This window comes from Paenibacillus sp. CFBP 13594 (assembly GCF_014842675.1).
Taxonomy (GTDB): domain Bacteria; phylum Bacillota; class Bacilli; order Paenibacillales; family Paenibacillaceae; genus Paenibacillus; species Paenibacillus amylolyticus_B.
Map to the genome: position 1 here is coordinate 1 of NZ_JACYVQ010000022.1, position 18199 is coordinate 18199.

Annotated in this window: 20 protein-coding genes, 1 pseudogene and 1 riboswitch; of the genes and pseudogenes, 12 read left to right on the forward strand and 9 right to left on the reverse strand. The window is 48.6% G+C overall.

The features are described from left to right. From IFU39_RS31995 to IFU39_RS32005, 3 genes and pseudogenes are all read left to right on the forward strand, one after another. Nucleotides 1-200, forward strand: a pseudogene (locus IFU39_RS31995) (phosphoribosylglycinamide synthetase); the annotation flags it as partial. A 400-nt stretch (nucleotides 201-600) separates the two neighbouring features. After that, nucleotides 601-1572 carry a M15 family metallopeptidase gene (locus IFU39_RS32000; protein WP_192136451.1) on the forward strand — a complete coding sequence of 324 codons (972 nt, stop codon included), beginning with the start codon at nucleotides 601-603 and terminating at the stop codon, nucleotides 1570-1572. Nucleotides 1573-1831: 259 nt separating this feature from the next. Further along, nucleotides 1832-2233, forward strand: a complete 402-nt coding sequence (locus IFU39_RS32005) for a RidA family protein (protein WP_091018618.1) — start codon at nucleotides 1832-1834, stop codon at nucleotides 2231-2233. Between the two features lie 90 nt (nucleotides 2234-2323). Here the strand turns inward: IFU39_RS32005 and IFU39_RS32010 are convergent, their stop codons facing one another. Together IFU39_RS32010 and IFU39_RS32015 are read right to left on the reverse strand one after the other, a co-directional pair. After that, nucleotides 2324-2698 (reverse strand): hypothetical protein, encoded by a 375-nt coding sequence (locus IFU39_RS32010; protein WP_192136452.1) that lies wholly within the window; start codon nucleotides 2696-2698, stop codon nucleotides 2324-2326. Between the two features lie 79 nt (nucleotides 2699-2777). Continuing rightward, nucleotides 2778-3848, reverse strand: a complete 1071-nt coding sequence (locus IFU39_RS32015; protein ID WP_206759607.1) for a copper amine oxidase N-terminal domain-containing protein — start codon at nucleotides 3846-3848, stop codon at nucleotides 2778-2780. 249 nt (nucleotides 3849-4097) lie between these two features. Between IFU39_RS32015 and IFU39_RS32020 the strand changes: the two genes are divergently transcribed. Together IFU39_RS32020 and IFU39_RS32025 are read left to right on the forward strand one after the other, a co-directional pair. Next, nucleotides 4098-4574, forward strand: coding sequence for a GNAT family N-acetyltransferase (locus tag IFU39_RS32020; protein WP_076329695.1), 477 nt, complete (start codon nucleotides 4098-4100; stop codon nucleotides 4572-4574). A gap of 47 nt (nucleotides 4575-4621) precedes the next feature. Then, nucleotides 4622-5692: a Gfo/Idh/MocA family protein gene (locus tag IFU39_RS32025; RefSeq protein ID WP_076329696.1), complete on the forward strand. Its 1071-nt coding sequence runs from the start codon at nucleotides 4622-4624 to the stop codon at nucleotides 5690-5692. A gap of 91 nt (nucleotides 5693-5783) precedes the next feature. On the opposite strand, the gene IFU39_RS32030 is transcribed toward IFU39_RS32025, so the two are convergent. Further along, on the reverse strand, nucleotides 5784-6152 hold the full coding sequence (locus IFU39_RS32030) for a hypothetical protein (RefSeq protein ID WP_076329697.1): 369 nt from the start codon (nucleotides 6150-6152) through the stop codon (nucleotides 5784-5786). 97 nt (nucleotides 6153-6249) lie between these two features. After that, on the reverse strand, nucleotides 6250-8829 hold the full coding sequence (locus IFU39_RS32035) for a UvrD-helicase domain-containing protein (protein WP_076329698.1): 2580 nt from the start codon (nucleotides 8827-8829) through the stop codon (nucleotides 6250-6252). A gap of 349 nt (nucleotides 8830-9178) precedes the next feature. Between IFU39_RS32035 and IFU39_RS32040 the strand changes: the two genes are divergently transcribed. After that, nucleotides 9179-9994 carry a zinc ribbon domain-containing protein gene (locus IFU39_RS32040; RefSeq protein ID WP_076329699.1) on the forward strand — a complete coding sequence of 272 codons (816 nt, stop codon included), beginning with the start codon at nucleotides 9179-9181 and terminating at the stop codon, nucleotides 9992-9994. A 73-nt stretch (nucleotides 9995-10067) separates the two neighbouring features. Next, nucleotides 10068-10874, forward strand: a complete 807-nt coding sequence (locus IFU39_RS32045; protein WP_076329700.1) for a TrmB family transcriptional regulator — start codon at nucleotides 10068-10070, stop codon at nucleotides 10872-10874. Nucleotides 10875-11143: 269 nt separating this feature from the next. Here the strand turns inward: IFU39_RS32045 and IFU39_RS32050 are convergent, their stop codons facing one another. Beyond that, nucleotides 11144-11797 carry an NUDIX hydrolase gene (locus IFU39_RS32050; RefSeq protein WP_192136454.1) on the reverse strand — a complete coding sequence of 218 codons (654 nt, stop codon included), beginning with the start codon at nucleotides 11795-11797 and terminating at the stop codon, nucleotides 11144-11146. Nucleotides 11798-11876: 79 nt separating this feature from the next. Here IFU39_RS32050 and IFU39_RS32055 point away from each other — a divergent pair, with 79 nt between their 5' ends. Beyond that, nucleotides 11877-12179, forward strand: coding sequence for a hypothetical protein (locus IFU39_RS32055; protein WP_017690846.1), 303 nt, complete (start codon nucleotides 11877-11879; stop codon nucleotides 12177-12179). 241 nt (nucleotides 12180-12420) lie between these two features. On the opposite strand, the gene mscL is transcribed toward IFU39_RS32055, so the two are convergent. Then, nucleotides 12421-12915 carry a large conductance mechanosensitive channel protein MscL gene (gene mscL, locus IFU39_RS32060; RefSeq protein ID WP_105601406.1) on the reverse strand — a complete coding sequence of 165 codons (495 nt, stop codon included), beginning with the start codon at nucleotides 12913-12915 and terminating at the stop codon, nucleotides 12421-12423. Nucleotides 12916-13186: 271 nt separating this feature from the next. Continuing rightward, nucleotides 13187-13286: riboswitch (purine riboswitch) on the forward strand. A 96-nt stretch (nucleotides 13287-13382) separates the two neighbouring features. Next, nucleotides 13383-13529 (reverse strand): hypothetical protein, encoded by a 147-nt coding sequence (locus IFU39_RS32065; RefSeq protein WP_192136455.1) that lies wholly within the window; start codon nucleotides 13527-13529, stop codon nucleotides 13383-13385. A gap of 55 nt (nucleotides 13530-13584) precedes the next feature. On the opposite strand from IFU39_RS32065, the gene IFU39_RS32070 reads away from it, so the two are divergent. Together IFU39_RS32070 and IFU39_RS32075 are read left to right on the forward strand one after the other, a co-directional pair. After that, nucleotides 13585-14172 (forward strand): xanthine phosphoribosyltransferase, encoded by a 588-nt coding sequence (locus tag IFU39_RS32070; protein ID WP_192136456.1) that lies wholly within the window; start codon nucleotides 13585-13587, stop codon nucleotides 14170-14172. A gap of 1 nt (nucleotide 14173) precedes the next feature. After that, nucleotides 14174-15535, forward strand: coding sequence for a nucleobase:cation symporter-2 family protein (locus IFU39_RS32075; RefSeq protein ID WP_091018632.1), 1362 nt, complete (start codon nucleotides 14174-14176; stop codon nucleotides 15533-15535). Between the two features lie 287 nt (nucleotides 15536-15822). On the opposite strand, the gene IFU39_RS32080 is transcribed toward IFU39_RS32075, so the two are convergent. Beyond that, nucleotides 15823-16161 carry a DUF4870 domain-containing protein gene (locus IFU39_RS32080; RefSeq protein ID WP_062837331.1) on the reverse strand — a complete coding sequence of 113 codons (339 nt, stop codon included), beginning with the start codon at nucleotides 16159-16161 and terminating at the stop codon, nucleotides 15823-15825. Nucleotides 16162-16255: 94 nt separating this feature from the next. Continuing rightward, entirely contained in the window at nucleotides 16256-16534 is a 279-nt protein-coding gene (locus IFU39_RS32085; RefSeq protein WP_091018633.1) for a transposase, read from the reverse strand. Between the two features lie 400 nt (nucleotides 16535-16934). Here IFU39_RS32085 and IFU39_RS32090 point away from each other — a divergent pair, with 400 nt between their 5' ends. After that, nucleotides 16935-17123, forward strand: a complete 189-nt coding sequence (locus IFU39_RS32090) for a hypothetical protein (RefSeq protein ID WP_017690840.1) — start codon at nucleotides 16935-16937, stop codon at nucleotides 17121-17123. A gap of 133 nt (nucleotides 17124-17256) precedes the next feature. Continuing rightward, complete coding sequence (gene map / locus IFU39_RS32095) at nucleotides 17257-18018, forward strand: type I methionyl aminopeptidase (RefSeq protein ID WP_105601403.1); 762 nt, start codon at nucleotides 17257-17259, stop codon at nucleotides 18016-18018. Nucleotides 18019-18199 lie beyond the last annotated feature (181 nt).

An 18199-nucleotide genomic window follows, 5' to 3' on the forward strand; every position in this document is an offset into this window, starting at 1 on the left:
CCATGCACCAGCCGGGGCCGGGCTTTGGCGCCGTTGAGGTGCGCCTCGCGCAGCCGGGCAAGCCGCCGGCCTTGCCGGAGCTGACGGCGCTGCTGCCGGGCGTGCCGGCCACCGCAGGGCTGGATTTGATCCGCGAGCGTGTAGCCGCGCGGATGTGGCAGGCTGTCCAGAAGAAGGCGGACAGCCCGGCAACCAAATGATGCACCCATTAGAGCGGGGGAGATCTCAGATCACCCCTGCTGTTTTTATTGCAGCATGTTGCATTATTCGATTTAATTCATTTCCCGGTACAAGATGAATTTTGTCTTTATCCAACAATGCTCATTAGTAACGTGCATCTCGGTATAATCACTTTTTTGCATATGGAATATATGAAGGCATATTCCCATTTCACTTCTATGGTGTACAGCATGGGGATATTGCTCTAAAAGTCCAAAAAACGATCATACAGGCTGTACAGCCCGTATATATTCATTCGGATCTCTTCTAAAGGACGTCTTTACCGGTGGAGCTTCGCTCCCAATTAAGGTATACTGTCGCAGGGAACATTGCACGCTGAGAACTATACAACATTTATATTATTGCGATAGGAGTTTTTACATGAAATCAACTACAGGAAGACAGCGCCGCATGGTGGTTATGCTGTCCTCATTGATGATATGCGGAGCATTGCTTGCCGCGTGCCAGAACGGTTCAGGCACAGAGGAGAGCCAGAATCCGAATGGAACAGGTAACACACAACAGGAGACGGACGGCACAACGGTTCATTTTACGGAGGATAAAGGAACGGATGGCGACAATGCTGGCGGGGATGACACATCATCTTCTGGCAACAACGGTGAAGGCACGGATAGCGAGCCTGGGAATGCTTCAGCGGGCGAACAGGGCTCTTCGGACAATGGGAATGGTGGGACAGCGGAAGATCCATTGCTGGAGAAACGCAGTATCAGCGCACTGCAAACGACAATTGATGCACAATCTGTAGTGACCAATGCCGAGTCTATGACCGTCATTGTGAACAAACAACGGAGTCTGCCCGACGGGTACGAGCCGGACGATCTGGTAGAGCCGAATGTACCGTTCTCCTTCGATGAACCACACGAGAAGCGGCATATGCGCAAGGAAGCAGCCGAGGCACTGGAGAAGTTGTTTGCAGGTGCAAAAGCGGATGGCATTGAGCTTCGTGCGGTGTCCGGTTATCGTTCATATCAGCGTCAGGTATCCATCTATAACAACAATGTCAAAACCAAAGGTCAAGAATACACGGATCGCGTGAGCTCTGTTCCAGGCCGAAGCGAACATCAGACCGGTCTTGCCATTGATGTATCCAGCCCGAGTGTGGGCAATGTGCTGGAAGAGGTATTTGGCACATCGAAGGAAGGCCAGTGGTTGGCTGAACACGCTGCAGAATACGGATATGTCATCCGTTATCTGCAAGGTGAAGAAGATACCACAGGGTACGTCTATGAGCCTTGGCATATCCGGTACATCGGTACAGATTTGGCACCGGATGTGGCGAAGAGTGGGTTAACTCTGGAAGAATACTTCGATGAGGCGAATATCAAGTTGTAATCAGGCCAACCTATGGTTTCCATTTGATTAGTTAATACTATCTCGTTATGAAGAGGTCCCAGGAAGCGCATCATTTGTTGAACAGATGGTGCCCTTCCTGGGACTTTTTTTGTGTACATCGAATTTTGGTATATCAAATATGTGCGAAGAAGAAGAACCAGCCAGATTTAAGTTTTAAGTTTTTGTTCGGGATTCGAATGGGCTGATATAATTAAGGTATGCATTATAGATAAATACAACCAAAGCGAGGGACGAGAGAATGAGCAGACAGCAGGTATTTACGGGCTCCCCATGGGAACCGTTGGTGGGATATTGCCGTGCCATCCGTGTAGGGAACCGAATTGAAGTGGCGGGTACAACCGCAATGCAAGATGGTGTAGTTGTTGGGGCAGGTGATCCGTATGCACAGACAAGGTTCATTTTGCAGACGATCGAGAATGCACTGAAAGAACTGGGGGCTGACATGTCGCATGTGGTGAGAACCCGGATGTTTGTGACCGATATCTCCAGATGGGAGGAAGTTGGCAAGGCACACGGTGAATTTTTTGGACAGATCCAGCCTGTAGCCACCATGGTTGAAGTTAGCGCACTCATTGATCCCTTGTTGATGGTTGAGATTGAAGTGGAAGCGATTGTTGAAGATGAAGTCACAGCCGATTGATTCTGACGGTGAGATTCCTTAGATTTTTGCGGGTACTTCAAATCCTTGAATAAGATGCCTCAGATTCGTTAGCGTTAACGCCGCTTGCTCTTACATTCGGTAAGCAATGTATTTCGTATGCAGTGCACATCGCACGTGTCTGCTCCGGACAAGTTTCAGATACCCTTCGGTTTGAAGCAGTTTGTAGACACACTCTAAAAAACCAGAACCAAAACCAAAACCAAAACCAAAACCAAAACCAAAACCAAAACCAAAACCAAAACCAAAACCAAAACCAAAACCAAAACCAAAAACCAAAACCAAAACCAAAACCAAAACCAAAACCAAAAACCAAAACCAAAACCAAAAACCAAAACCAAAAAAAACAACCTTATCCATGCCTGTCAAAAGACAAGCGGATAAGGTTATTTTGAATTGACTTCGCCGCCTGGCCGCACGGATGAGCTCTTGATGCGCCAAACTCATTACACCGCGCTAAGCGATGCAAATGGTCGTCTGCAACAACATATAACATGTGTTTCAGCCAGTCGCATTTCTAATCGATTTATTTCGCTTCCGGTTGTGCTGCTGGTGTTTCAACAACCACTTTCCATGCCGTTCCGATTGGGGGCAAACTGCGAGTTAGCATAGGGCTGTAAAAACCGATCACTTTAGTTCCTTTAGTCAGTTCTTCGGCCTTTACCGTTTCGCCTTCGTGATTCACGAGCAGCGTATCTTTAGCGATATTCAGCACGACATGGTCAGGAGCCGTCTCAGTTAAACGTGTACCTGTGATCTCAATCTGTGAGATGCCGCTTTCAGCTGTTGTTACATTTTCAATCGTACCGGCTGTACCCAGTACCTCTTTAGGTTGTGCCTGAGATGCTGTAGCCATATCCAGTACAGTAACTTTATAGGTAGGCGTTTGTGGTGGCAGACTGCGGGTAGTGATCAGGGAATGCTCAGCTTCCACGTTCATGCCGATGGCCAGATCAGTCAGTGCAATCTCTTTTCCCTCAACGGAGATGAATTTTGTCTCATCGCTCAGATTGAGCACGATGCCATCCAACCCTGCACCGCCAATCTGGATGGACTTGTATTTATCCTGGTTCGAAATTCTGGTAATGACACCACGTTCAGTAACCGTCTTCACGTCCTCTTCACTGGAGATCGTCACCTGATTTCCTGTTGTGTTCACTTGTCCATGCAGTGCTTTCTCAGCAAAAGAAACCGGTACATACAATTTGCCGCCTGTGATTTCGGGCGCTGTACCCAGCGTGAGCAGCATTTTATTCACGGAATATTGATCCTTGCCTGTGATTACCTGTGTCCAGAGAGCACCACGAGTCAGCTCTGCAGTTTTAGTTTCTTTATTCCATTCCAGTTCAATACCCAGTGCGTCCGTAAGATCACGCAGCGGGATCATGGCTACTTTGCCATCCTTATTCCAATAACCATCAGAGATGGATGCACCATTCACGGATACGTTTACTACACTCGCTGCATTACTATCTGCTGAAACGGATGTTTGATGGACTGGTTGTGTGTTGTCCAGTGTTGCTGCATAAGCGGCTCCACCACCCAATGCCATGGATAGGGCCATCAGTGCACTTACTTTTTTCATGTTGTTGTTCATCAATATTCATCCCTTCTAATCTGTGTACTGACGCGGTAAAATCTTCCTTAGGGCCGCGCTTCAAGTTAATAGACGGGACATATCGTCTCAGTGTTGCAGTTGAAATGCAATGAATGTAAGCGGTAAGTTATTTTAAATTAGAAATATCGCTTGTATTGCAGGTTATCCGCAGCAGGATCAGGTTAATTTCAGGTAAGTGGCCAAACCTTTGTCCTATTTCACATTCAAGTACGAGGAGGAACCGATTAGATGAGTGATATGTTGGTAGCGCTCTATCGTTTACCGGAGCAAGAGAGTGGACTGAGAAGGCTGGAGGAATCCTCCATTGTGATTCGAAGAGCCATTGCCCCAGAGAAACAGCTTGTACTGGATTGGGTGAGGTCACATTTTAGCCAAGCTTGGGTGGATGAATGTGAGGTCGCTTTTGCACGTCAGCCCGTGTCCTGTTACATCGCCGTTGAGCATGGGAAAATGATCGGATTTGCCTGTTACGAAGCGACATGTCGCAACTTCTTTGGACCTACAGGCGTGAGCCAGGATGCACGGGGCAAAGGTGTAGGAACAGCCCTGTTACTGGCCTGTATGCATGCGATGAAGGCGGACGGTTATGGTTATGCGATTATCGGATCAGCGGGACCTGTGGATTTCTATGCCCGAACATTGGGTGCTGTGAAGATCGAAAATTCAACCCCGGGTATTTACGAAGGCATGCTGCGGGCAGACTAGACGATAGTGATGTTGTGGAAGTTGTGGAAAAGGAAGGGAGGACGATGATGAGCACGAAACAAATGCTGCACATTGGAATGATCGGTACAGGATCCATCTCGGATCTTCATATGAGGTGTTACGCCAAAAATGAGGATGCTGTCATCTATGCCATCTGTGATCTGAACGAAGAGCGGGCTAAGGCTGCGGCACAGAAGTATGATGCTCAATCCGTGTACACCGATTATCGGGAGATGCTGGAGGACCCGCATGTGGATGCTGTCAGTATCTGTACCTGGAATAATACACACGCCGAATTTGCCATTGCTGCACTGGAGGCAGGCAAGCATGTGTTGCTGGAGAAACCGGTCGCAACCAATGTGGAAGATGCGCTGCGGATTGAAGAAGCGGTGAAGAAGAGTGGGCTTACGTTTATTGTTGGATTTGTGCGTCGTTATGATAACAATATGCAGATGATGCGCAGATTCATTGATGCCGGGGAGTTTGGTGAACTATATTATGCCAAAGCTTCCATTCTGCGGCGTCACGGCAATCCAGGTGGTTGGTTCGCTGACAAAAGCCGTTCCGGCGGAGGCCCCCTGATTGATCTGGGCGTACATATTATCGACCAATGCTGGTATCTGATGGGCAGGCCGAAACCTGTTTCGGTCAGTGGTAATACGTATCGGAAGCTGGGCAATCGTGCCCATATCGAACATCTTTCTTTTTACAAAGCAGCCGACTACAGCGCAGCTGTGAATGATGTGGAAGATATGGCGAATGCACTTATTCGGTTTGAAAACGGGGCTTCGCTGGCGGTGGATGTGAGCTTTACCCTGCATGCACGCGGAGATGAATCTTCTGTGAAATTATACGGCGAGCGTGGTGGGTTCGAACTGGAGCCGGAGACACTGATCGTCACGGAGAAAAATAATACCATCCTGAATATTGAACCCCAGACGGACAATACGGGTCTCCATATTCATAGTGCATTCCAGAACCAGATTGACCACTTTGTGGATTGTTGTCTGAACGGTACAGAGCCGATCAGCCCAATTGCAGATGGGGTGGCTTCCACACGCATGCTGTGCGGAATCTACGAATCCGCTGAGAAAGGGCAGGAAATTCGTCTGGATTGAGTTCATTTTACATGGCAGTTGTCCTTCATCATATAAAAAAAGCATGCGTCTTCCGCGTGATCTGCGGTTACGCATGCTTTTTGGCATCAGGTCATTTATTCAGTGGTGAATTCTCGTATCCAGGGTCATCATAATCCGTATCCTGCAGCCTTGGAAGCACGTTCATGCTTTCAATTGCCTGCCGCGAATCCGGCGTGCCATGGTCGTAGAGAAAGGTATACAACAAGGTCATGCCATCCGAAAATTGCTCTGTCGCCTCATCATGATCTGCCGATTTGTAGGGCACCGGAGCCCGTTGCAATGTATAGGCATCGTCATCCTCCAGCACCTTCATCAGATCTTTCAATCGGCCCAACTGTTCGTCATCCACCAACACCTCAAAGGGTGTAGATTCGTTCTTTGTTTGTTCAATCAAGTTATGAGTTACCGATACATACAGATATTGTTTGCCGTCCTGCATAATCCAACCCCCATTCTGAAATGGAAAAAAGACGCTTCTACTGTTAATAAACAGCAAAAAGCGCCCTGAAACGAGCTATAACGGTATCCAGTTTCGTTTATTTCCCAAATCTCCCCGTTACGGGCACCTGGCGGGTACCGGCCTCCATCGATCCTGAACACAGGGGACAGGCGGGAGGGCCTGATGATGCCTTCTTGGTTCCTTTTGAAGGCACAGCTGGCTTCTGTCTTAGCCACGCTTTACAGGTGGACGAACTGCACTTCCAGACCGCAACGGTCTCTGTACGCTCAGCATTACCTGAACCTGAAGTATGCGAATGTGAACTCGAGGAATTCGCAGCTGTCGGACTCACACCTGTGGTGCTGAATGCCTTATGGTTGCGAATCTCCCCACTACCGCGCCGTTCACCGAGGCGATCCTCATCACGTTCGTTGTGGACCTCGTAGTCACGACGGTCACTGTGGCTGATGGCACGACGCTGTGCCACATCCCGACCTTCGGAACGGGCACCCGAGCCCGAGCGGCCATACTGCGTATTTCCTTTGCCATATGAAGTCTGACTGCTCGTTCGGCTCTCTTCACGAGGTTTACGTTTGTCCGGAACTTCCATGCCGAAGGCTTCGAGCAAGAAGCGGGATACGTCTGCTGGCTTTCCGTGATGAGATGCGGGTGAGGTGACATACAAGTACTGCTTGGCCCTTGTGATGGCAACATAGGCGAGCCTGCGTTCTTCCTCCAGCGCCATGTCCAGTTCGGCGTCTGTCTGTTGCACAGCAAGCGCAGCTTTTTGATCTTCGGGGATATCCTGTCGCAGTGCTGTACTGTGAGGCACAATTCCCTCACTGGCTCCGATCCAATACACACAAGGGAACTCCAGTCCTTTGGCACGGTGAATGGTCATCAGCTGCACTGCGTCACTGTCCTGTGCGCGGCGCAGAGATTCCATCTCACGGTGTCTGCGGGAGAGCTCATCCGCGAATTGGATGAACTCTTCCACGGTTTCGAATTTTTTGACGGCAGCTTCGAATTCATCCAGGGTTTCCAGCATCGTTTCCTTATAATGGGTGAAGATGCTGGGATCACCACTTTCCATATACTTGTCGTAGAACTGCCTGCGCATCTCCTGAATGGCGATGATGGGTTTTAGTTTGTGCAGTGATTTGATCAGCTTGATGCGTTCTTTGACCTGTTCCTGCTGAAACGGTTTCAGCTTGTCCCATTTCACCAGATGAATGAGCGGATATTTCTTCGCCTGTTGTTGTTCACAGCGCTGAATCCACTCGAGCCCTGCATCCCGTGATACATAGAGCGGTCCCAGCGCACTTGGGAGAGCATCCATGGCACGTGGATCAAGAGACAGACGTAAATGATCCATCAGGGGTCTGATGAGAGACTGGTCATAGAACACCGGGGAAGCCCCATGCTGTACAAAAGGCACATCTTTCAACACAAGCTGCTCAAATACAGCCCGGCTGCTGCTGGCAGTCCGATGAAGAATCGCAATATCACGATAGGTGTGCTGCCCTTCTTCAACCTGTTGGCAGAGCTGATTCACGACCCATGCCGCTTCTTCCTCCGCATTGGAAGGTGTAGCGAAGCGTGGCGCATCTCCACGGTTTCCAGCAGCACGCAGCCGTTTGTCACGTCTGCGTTTATTACGGGCGACCAGTTCACTTCCGAGTCCCAGAATGCGTGCATCACTACGATAATTGATATCCAGCGTCACAATGCGTGCGCCGGGGTATACTTTATCGAATTCCAAAATTGATTCCTGGCGTGCGCCATTAAAGGTATAGATCGTCTGGTCATCATCTCCTACAACCATCAGATTGCGGTGAGCGGAAACCAGTTTTTGCACAATTTCATATTGCAGATGGTTGGTATCCTGGAACTCGTCCACCATAATGTACTGGAAACGCTTCTGAAGCGGCCCCAGTACAGCAGGATCACGAAGCAGCGCGGCTGCCCGTAGTAAAATATCATCAAAATCCATTTTGCCGCGATCCTGTTTCCAGGCTTCGTAACCAAGCAGAACACGCTTGGCATCACGTTCTTCCTGCGATTTTTCAGGCAGGTCGGTTGTTTCCGATCCTTGCATCTTCCATGCGGACAGCATGGCCAGCAGACTTTCAGGCTGGAAGGCTTCACTCATGCCATTTTGGCGAAGAAGCATCTTCAGCACCGTATGCTGGGCTCGCGACTCACCAAAGATCTCTTCCTGCACGCCATAATGACGCAGCAATGTCAGCGCAAAAGAGTGGAAGGTACGAGCCTGCACGGCTCTCGCGGCTGCCGGACGTATACCTGGCAATGCGGCGATCCGGTCTTTCATCTCGGTGGCGGCTTTGTTCGTGAACGTCACCAGCAGGATACTGCCTGCATGTACGCCGCTGACCTCTATGAGATAGCCGGCTCTTGCGGCCAGTACAGTTGTTTTGCCACAACCAGCTCCGGCGAGCGTCAGGATCGGTCCTCTGCCGTGACGGACTGCCGAGATTTGTGGTGCATTTAGCTTAATACCAGCCTCTTCCAGAGAGCGAAAGTAAAAGGCATCTTGTTGATCATTACCCACGAGTTGCCGACTGGTCTCCAGCGGAGCAGACGGGGACTGGGGCAGGGACGCCGCCGGGGTAACCCCGAGCGGACGGGGGTAGAACGTTGAGTTCGGACTTAACATGTTTCATCCACCTCTGTATGCATTCAGGGATAGGACTATCCCGGTTAAAAGTAAACCATTTGCCCTTTTCACAATCGCATTGTAAATTGGTATGATAGAGTTAGTCGCCTAATCAGGCGGTTAAGTATGGTCAAAGCTTCATTATACCCGAACATATGGTCTTGACGAAAGCCCCCGATTTCATCCAGTATCGGTATAAAACGGGCACCTGCACGAGATTACGCAACTTTTTGGCATGATATCGTATAAGTTATATGCCTGAGCATTTTGCATGAAGGATGTAATATGCTAATTTACTACTAAATAGAAATGATAATATTGGTTTTGACGGGACAGAGGAGGAATGGTCATGAAACTGCTTCAGCGCATCAAAGACGGAGCGAACAAAGCAACAGAGCGTGCCCAACACGCCGTTGAGATTGGGAAATTGAACAACCAGATTGTGGGCTTGCAACAGGAACAGGAAGTCCATTTTACAGATATGGGTCGCATCTTCTATGAGGGTTATCGGGCACAGGATATGACGCGTGCGGAAAAAGAAATGGTGGATCTGTCGCAGCTCTGCGACGAATTGCAGGACGAGATTGATGGTCTGCGCAACAAGATTGCACAACTTAAGAACGAACGGTTGTGCGAGTGTGGACACGTCGCTTCCCTGGATGCCAACTTCTGCCCTAAATGCGGACGCAAGTTGGGTGAACTCAAGACAGCAGCGCCTAAAGTAGGAGCAGCAGGAGTCGCAGGAGCCACCACAGCCGCGAGACAGGAGGCAGCTGTAACTCAGACCCAAACTCCGGAGCCGGACTTCTACGATGCGCCACCAGAATTGGAATTGGAGGAAGATGAGCCGTATCACACAGTCATTCCGTCCATAGCCGATCTGGAGACAGAATCGGAATATAACAGTACGGAATTTACCCAGGAAGAAAAGGAAGCGTTCGATGCTGAGTGGGAACGCCGCAGAGATGAAGAGATGCAACGGGAACGCGAGCGTCAGCAGGAACTGGACGAACGCATCCGCTACTGGAAAGAAAATAACCCAATTGTGAACACGGTGGACGTACAGACCGAAGTATCACGCGAAATGGTGAATTGTCAGATTTGTGCAGCCGAGCTGCCCAAAGGTTCGAAGTGGTGCCCGCGCTGTGGTGCTGAACAGATCTGATCTGATGCAGTAGAAGCACTGCCGCATCAGTGTGAGGCAGTGCGGGTTGCTGACAGCATGGGGGGACGGGAATATGGACCAACTGCTGCATCATTTGCGTCATCTCGGATTTACCGAGATGGAATCTAAAATTATGGTGGAACTCGCCCGCCAGGGATCGGCTTCAGGATATGAGGTTGCGAAGCGGCTGGGCGTGTCCCGTTCCAATGTATATGCGACCCTGCAACGGCTGGAACAACGTGGTTTCCTGCGGTGCAGTCCGGGGGAGCCGGCGAAGTATAGTGTGCTGAAGCCTGAGGAGATGACACGTATGATCTCCGATCAAATGCGTACCTCGCTGGATTATGTTCAGAGCAGCATGCCCAAGAGTGAACCGGAAAAGCCTGTCTTCTATAACGTCGAAGGGGACAAAAATGTGTTTGAGAATCTGAGCCGTGAATTGGCCGAGGCTCAGCACGAGATTGTTGTAGACATCTGGCGTGAAGAGGCAGAGCTGCTGCGTAATGACTTACAGCAGGCTGAAGCTCGGGGTGTGCGGCTGTTATGGTCGTGTGATGGTGGTGAAGGCATGCTGGATCAGCCTGTCCCTTGGCCAGGCATGCCTATGTATGGTACAGGTAATGGCCGGAAATTTTCCCTGGTGGTCGATCGCCGCTGGTGCATGCTGGGCATGCGTGGGGAATCATGCGCCACACAGGCAGTGGTGACGGAGCATCCGGTAATGACTGGACTGCTGCTGAATCATTTTGCTCAAGAACTGGTGTTGTACGAACTGGAACAGGATATGGGTGAGGAACTGGAGTCACGCTATGGGCACCGGTACGAAGAAATCTCTGCACGTTATTGGTCTTCTCCATCAGGAGAGGGTGACCAGAGCTAGACAGATCGGCGACTAATTCACCTCTGATGGAGTGAACATGCCAGCACAAACGTACCTATCTTGATGAAACGAATACCTGTGTACATAAAGCAGGCGCTGCCCGAAGGCAGGCGCCTGTTTGTGCTGGTTTGAGATATGACAGTGATGTTCGTCACAGCATCTGTTTCCAGTCAAGTCGATAGTAAAGGTATGAAGTTATGCTATTTTTGAGAAAATGAAGCTATGAACATTCGATTGAACTGGATCGGGTTTAACAGGATCCTACATGATCACTCTTTGGGCACGTGATATAGAGCTTCGAGCACATCCGTATAATAAGCTGTACCATGGGGTACAAATTCCGTTGCCCGAATCTCGCGAACGGTACGTTCCGGTTCATCAGCTACATGATCACTAGACGGGTGAGTCTGAACTCCGGTAGCTTGAATGACGTCGATCTCATTACGAAACAAAGCGAGTAGATCATTCAGCGGCACTTCATACAGGCTATCCACCTCGCTAGGCTGCAGAACGTAGGCTTCGAGCGGCTGGTTCAGACATAATCCATAGACCGCGCTGAACTCCCGATCTATGAATGGGACACCACGCACCTCTCCTTGGAGCTGCTGTGTAGCCGTGAGTAGATAGGTTAGTGCCTCGAATGGAGTATTCACACCCAGTTCTTCCTCCAGCTCACGACTGGCGTCTTGAAGTTGTTCACCTGCGGTAAGATGGCCTGCTGCTGTAATGTCGTAACATCCGGGGAAAGTATCCTTAATATCACGCCGCCGCTGAAAAAGAACCTGTCGCTGCTCGTCTTTGTCACGCACAATCCAACAGTGGAATGAACGATGCCAATATCCCTTGGCATGGACCTCACTGCGTAGTGAAGTGCCGATCCAATTTTGCTGATCGTCATAAATGTCGAAACGTTCTGGGGTCATGATACGTATCTCCTTATATAGCAGATTTTAAAGTTCAAAATTTCACAAAGTATGTTTTAAACGAAAGGGGAACGATCGTATGGAATGCATTGTACACTTTCAGGTGATTTATCCGCAACCTCAGGAACGTAAAAGTCTTAGAGGACTTATATTTGTAGGGCAAGGACAGGAACCGGCTAACAGTCAGTTAAGCAGCATGTTTAAGGATATGGGATTTAATGTACGTTTGGAAGATGAGGCCCAATTGTTGTTCAAGCCAGTGGATGCTTCGGCAAACTTTGAATATATTCGTGTGACAGAGCTTGATACTGGGGAAGAAGTTTACAAGGAAGATAAAGATCTGAAGTCGATCCTGGAGCATTTGCTGCCACGCCGTTTCTAGTTCATGAGCATGGCTGCAAATGACATTCATGGGGGAGCACGTGTAACGCATGTATGTTAGGCACAAAAAAAGGCCCCACCTTTACGGTGGAACCTTCAAACCATTAAGCTACGCAACCTTTGTTAATGAAGCCCATATGGCTAGCTTTTCATACATATACCCTAGCAAGTAAGAGGTTGTCCCCCGCATCAGGATTTATATCCGTAATTCAACTCGGTGCGTCTTTATACGTTCATTGTGATTATGCTAGAGCGCCGGTTCCTTCTGCTTCCAGTTCTGAAGTACAGTGCGAGCAGCGGGTAGCTGCGGCTGGAATTTCAGATAGGCAATACTTGCAAGCCTTGGTCGTTTTTTGCGGCTCGGGCTTTTTGTGTTCTTTGCTTTTGAGATAGTTGATGCCCTTCACGAGCATGAAGATACAGAACGCAACGATAAGAAAATCAATCATGACGTTGATGAACTGACCATAAGCAATCACGGTAGCCCCGGCTTCGTTGGCTTGAGCAAGTGTGGTGATCTCCTGTCCGTTTGCTGTTTTCATACCCCTATCCAGGTTGAAGATTTTCTGACTGAAGTCGATTCCACCCATCAGTTTTCCAACCGGGGGCATGATGATATCATTTACAAGGGATGTGACGATTTTACCAAAAGCAGCCCCAATAATGACACCGACCGCCAGATCGATGACGTTGCCGCGGACGGCAAATTCCTTGAATTCGTTAAGTACGCCTTTCATGTTTGCATATCTCCTTTGATCATTCAATTCAAAATATAGGCCGCGTTTCCATCCATTCTCCGTTCAGATCCGCGCTTCCGTTCTCATATTGTACATAAAAAAATGATTCCTATCACCCCCTGTTTGCAAATTAAGACAAGTTTCCGCAACTTCCATGAAAATACTTCTTTATTTCACGCCGCCGATTCGGTATACTTCTAACATTGTCAGTTATGTTTAACCATGTACATTCAGGTTCGCGATCATACATTGTAACGAATCATGGAGCCAAAAAATTAAATATGCCGTTACTCGTATATGTGCAGGAATAGGCCTGCATGTCTCTACCCGATCACCGGAATGATCGGACTACGGGAAAGATGTTGCAATGTTTTGTATGGTTGGCATGAGATCATTCTCAGACAGTTTCACTGAAGAGCAGGTTCAAGTGGCTTTTATCTGTTTCCGATTACACTGTTTGAAGTTTCTCATATCAGGATTGAATTCCTGTCATTCGGTCCATCCAGTACACTTGCAGCATCCATACGGCTTGTCCATATACGTACAAGTCCGTCTTTCCCGTCTCCGGTTATTCCGCAGCGTGTGAAAAGGCGGGCTTTTTGCTTTTTTACCATCCGATTGGAAGAGCGTGTGAGCTTCTGCGGAGGGCATTCAGGAGGAAGAATTACAATGCAATTGTTAAAAGACAAGGTAAGACAGGAAGGTATCGTCCTGTCCGAGCAAGTACTCAAAGTGGATTCATTCCTGAACCACCAGATGGACCCGGTTCTGATGAAGGAAGTGGGCAAGGAATTCATTCGCCGCTTTGAAGGTGAGAATATCACACGTGTGCTGACGATTGAGTCGTCAGGGATTGCACCAGGTATCATGACTGCGTTGGAGCTGAACGTACCGCTGATCTTTGCACGGAAGCAGAAGTCGCTCACACTGACGGAAGACATTCTGGTGGAGAAGGTCTACTCCTTCACGAAGCAGGAAACCAATGAAATCACCGTTGCCAAGAAGTTTATGAAGCCTGGGGATCGCGTATTGATCATTGATGATTTTCTGGCGAATGGTGAAGCAGCATTTGGTCTGGCTCGTATTGTGGAGCAGGTTGGAGCAGAAGTGGTAGGTATCGGTATTGTTATTGAAAAAGCATTCCAGCCGGGAGGTCGCTTGCTGAAAGAAGCAGGATACCTTGTGGAATCGCTGGTTCGCATCGGGGCACTGTCGGATGGACAGGTTACATTTGCGGACGAGGAGGGCACGAACTAATATGGCACGCGAACGTATTTTTCAGCGGCATCGGCATCCAATCAAAACGTTCTCACTCGGACTACAGCACGTGCTTGCGATGTATGCAGGAGCCGTCGTTGTCCCATTGATCGTTAGTAACGCATTAGGTTTTACACAGGAACAGCTAACCTATCTTATTGCCATTGACCTGCTTGCATGTGGTGTGGCTACATTGCTTCAGGTATGGGGAAATAAATATTTCGGAGTAGGGCTGCCTGTCATGCTCGGTTGTGCATTCCAGGCTGTGTCTCCGATGATCCTAATCGGGATGAACAGTGGAGTATCTGCCATTTACGGAGCGATCATCGCTTCAGGACTGTTCGTATTGATCTTCTCCGGACTCTTTGGGAAGCTCATCAGGCTCTTTCCTCCAGTAGTGACAGGTTCTGTTGTGACCATTATTGGTCTGACTCTGATCCCAGTTGCTTTCCACGATCTGGGCGGCGGTCAGGGGTCAGAAGATTTTGGCAGCGGAGTGAACTTGTTGCTCGGTTTCGGTGTGTTGGTCTTTATTATTTTAATGACTCGATTCACTACAGGTTTTATCCGTTCCATCTCAGTATTGATTGGTCTGCTCGTAGGTACAATTGCGGCTGGGTTTATGGGCGAGGTTAATTTTGCTCCTATCCGCGATGCAAGTTGGTTCCACGTTGTTCAGCCGTTTTACTTCGGCAGACCGACATTTGAGATTGTACCGATCCTGACGATGATTCTGGTGGCGATTGTCAGCGTGGCCGAGTCCACAGGTGTATTTATGGCTCTGGGCAAAATCCTAGACAAGGATCTGTCGTCCAAGGACCTGGCGCGCGGTTATCGCGCAGAGGGTCTAGCCATTGTGTTAGGTGGTATTTTCAACTCATTCCCGTATACAACGTATTCGCAAAATGTAGGGCTGGTACAGATGACACGTGTGAAGACACGTGATGTCATTGTGGTGGCTGGTGGAATCCTGGTGGTCATTGGATTTGTACCAAAAATTGCAGCCCTCGCACAGCTCGTTCCAGGGGCGGTTCTTGGCGGAGCCATGGTGGCCTTGTTTGGCATGGTGGTATCATCAGGCATTCGAATTATCGGCAGTCAGGTTGATCTGAACCGACATGAGAATCTGTTTGTCATCGCTTGTTCTGTAGGTATGGGGCTTGGGGTTACCGTTGTACCTGAGTTGTTCGCAGGTGCACCGGCCTGGGCTCAGATTATGCTTGGTAATGGTATCATTGCAGGCAGCTTCACGGCGATCTTCATGAATCTGCTGTTCAACGGTCTGGGGACCCAGGAAACAGCCGCCAAGATGGCTGAACAACAGGCTGATGCCATCCTTGGAGAAACAGGCAAGTCGGCTTAATAGCCGAACTAGACCTATAATCCAGCATGATTGTTATGTTAACGGTTTGGAATTTAACTTTAACAAGATGAATATTTAAGCAGGTTGATGCATGGTAATATACAGCATGAATGGTTTATGGCATACATCATTTATACTGTGAATGTTCAACCACATGAACAAGTCACTTTTACATGCGAAACAACGAATATATGTTCAAGTTCAAGCCAGATATATAATCAAAAAGACGATCCACCCCCATTTTAAAGGGGATGGATCGTCCTTTTTTGGATCATGTCTTCCTAAAGTTACAGATGACGCATCTGTTTCTCTGCGAAATCGCCAACCCAAGGCAGCTTTAGCCATTTCCCCTGCAGGCTGGTGACCACCATGATGAGCCAGACCACCACACCGAGCAGGGATAACAGCGATGCCACCAGTGGCCCAAACAACGGAAGAAAAGCCGATAGTACATGTCCGACCATAATGATGCCAAAGACGGTCACGGATTGCAGAGCGTGAAATAGAACGAACCGGCTCCGCTTCTCCACAGCGAGAAATACAATCCCGCCTACAAAGGTAAATAGATAACAGAGCATACCGGCAATATTTTCATCCAGACCGCTAGACGATTTCATGGGGGACATCCGGTCCAGCCTCCTTTAACCTTTTTTACTAGGCTATGAAGGAGATGGACAGAACTGAACCTGTGAATTTATCTGACTAACAAATCAAACAATATTATCTTCCGCCCTCGATCTGTCTGCGAGGGTTTGTGATCTTGCCCATTTTATCAGTATCGTTTTCTTTGGGGACCAAACGTTCATCGGTACGTCCTTCGTGGTGATTGTCAAAAGCATACTCCGTCAGTTTCCATTCTGACTTGCCGAGAACGGGATCTGCCGGGAAGTGTTGCCCGCGATGCAGATGTTCCTCACGTCCGGCTTCGTTGATATATACTCCGTCGACTTCCACCTTTTCATGTGAAAGGGGCAGCATATCCTGTTCTTTGCGTTCCATGAACCGGCGCCTCCTTTTAGATACCATTAATTTAACTGTATGGGTTGTCCGTGATAATATCCCCCGAATAGTTCAGTGTTATGCTGGATATATTAATCCCGTATAGAATGGTGGCATTCATAACATATGATTCGGAATTAAACTTTTTGGGCATGAAAACCGTTATATTTATTAGAGGAAATCGTCAAGTCGTAAGATACTTCCGAATATGCTACAATAAGATTATGATTCATTCCGAATCATATCGGGTATTTATAGTGTCAGGTACTTGCTTTCTAGCGAGGTTCCCGACCTAAAGCTTGCTTTAAGCCGCGCACACAACTTCATGGATGGCATTTAAGACTTATTCGGCATTCTCTAAACGGAGCATTCACTTTCAACGTTTTGGGAGGGAATTACAATGGCAACGAAAGGTCACAATGAGGTCAAAGAAAGTTTGAGGGAAATGACTCGGATTTTCCGTCCTAAAGATCCAAAAAAATTCGTGAAGGAGTACGTGAGAAAATACCGGATTACGGGTGGATACGAGGAAGAATTGACTTCTGTGGTTGAGCATGAGCTTGTCAAGATGGATTCTTCCGTGTCCTGAAACAACACACAACTCTGATTATACTGTTCCGATAATGAATAGAACCGTCTCCCGGGCGATAAGCTCCGGCAGGCGGTTTTTTTTGCGTTCCTGCTGCATATATATGGAAGTACACCTACAGCGGGAAGGATGAATGCATGTGGACCCTATTTTGAAAACAAAAGAAGAGATTGGCTACATGCGGGAAGCTGGACGAATTTTGCGAAGTTGTCACCAGCATATTGAGCAGTGGATGATCCCCGGTATCACGACAGCAGAGGTTAATGAGCGGGTGGAAGAGTTTCTGGCAGCACGAGGAGCCACGCCGGAGCAAAAAGGGTATAAAGGATATCCGTACGCGACGTGTGCCTCTGTTAATGAAGTGGTCTGCCACGGATTTCCGGGGGAAGAGGAGCTGGCGAGTGGGGATGTAGTGACCATCGATATGGTGGTGAACAAAGACGGCTGGCTTGCTGACTCGGCCTGGACATATGGAATTGGTGAAACAAGCAGATCCATTCGCAAGCTGATGAGACGCACGGAGAAGGCACTTGAGCGGGCGATTGCCCAGGCAGTTCCAGGAAATACACTCGGCGATATTGGAAGTGCCATTGAACGAACAGCCAGACTGTATCGGTACGGGATCGTGAAGCCTCTCATCGGTCATGGGATTGGTCAATATATTCATGAACCCCCAAATGTTCTGCCTTATGGCAAACGTAGAACAGGCACGATGCTCACCGAGGGCATGGTTATTACGATTGAACCAATCTTTACAAAAGGCAGTTCCGGGGCCGTTGTGTGGGATGAAGATGGATGGACGGTAAGGACAGTAGATGGCAGCTGGGGGGTCCAGTATGAGCATACGGTTGCGATTACTGGGAATGGCCCCTTGATTCTGACCGATGGCACGTGAGATGAAGTCAATGAAGAAGAGGACTTGAGTTGAACTTTCTCCCAAATGCTCCATGCTGTTTTGAGCTTGAAGATAGCGGTATGGAGCGATAGGCATGTCTTCTGAATGGATATGGAAGAGGTTTTCCATAAATTCTGATCTTTCTTTTGCATAATAGCACATGTTTTCAATGTGAGAAAAA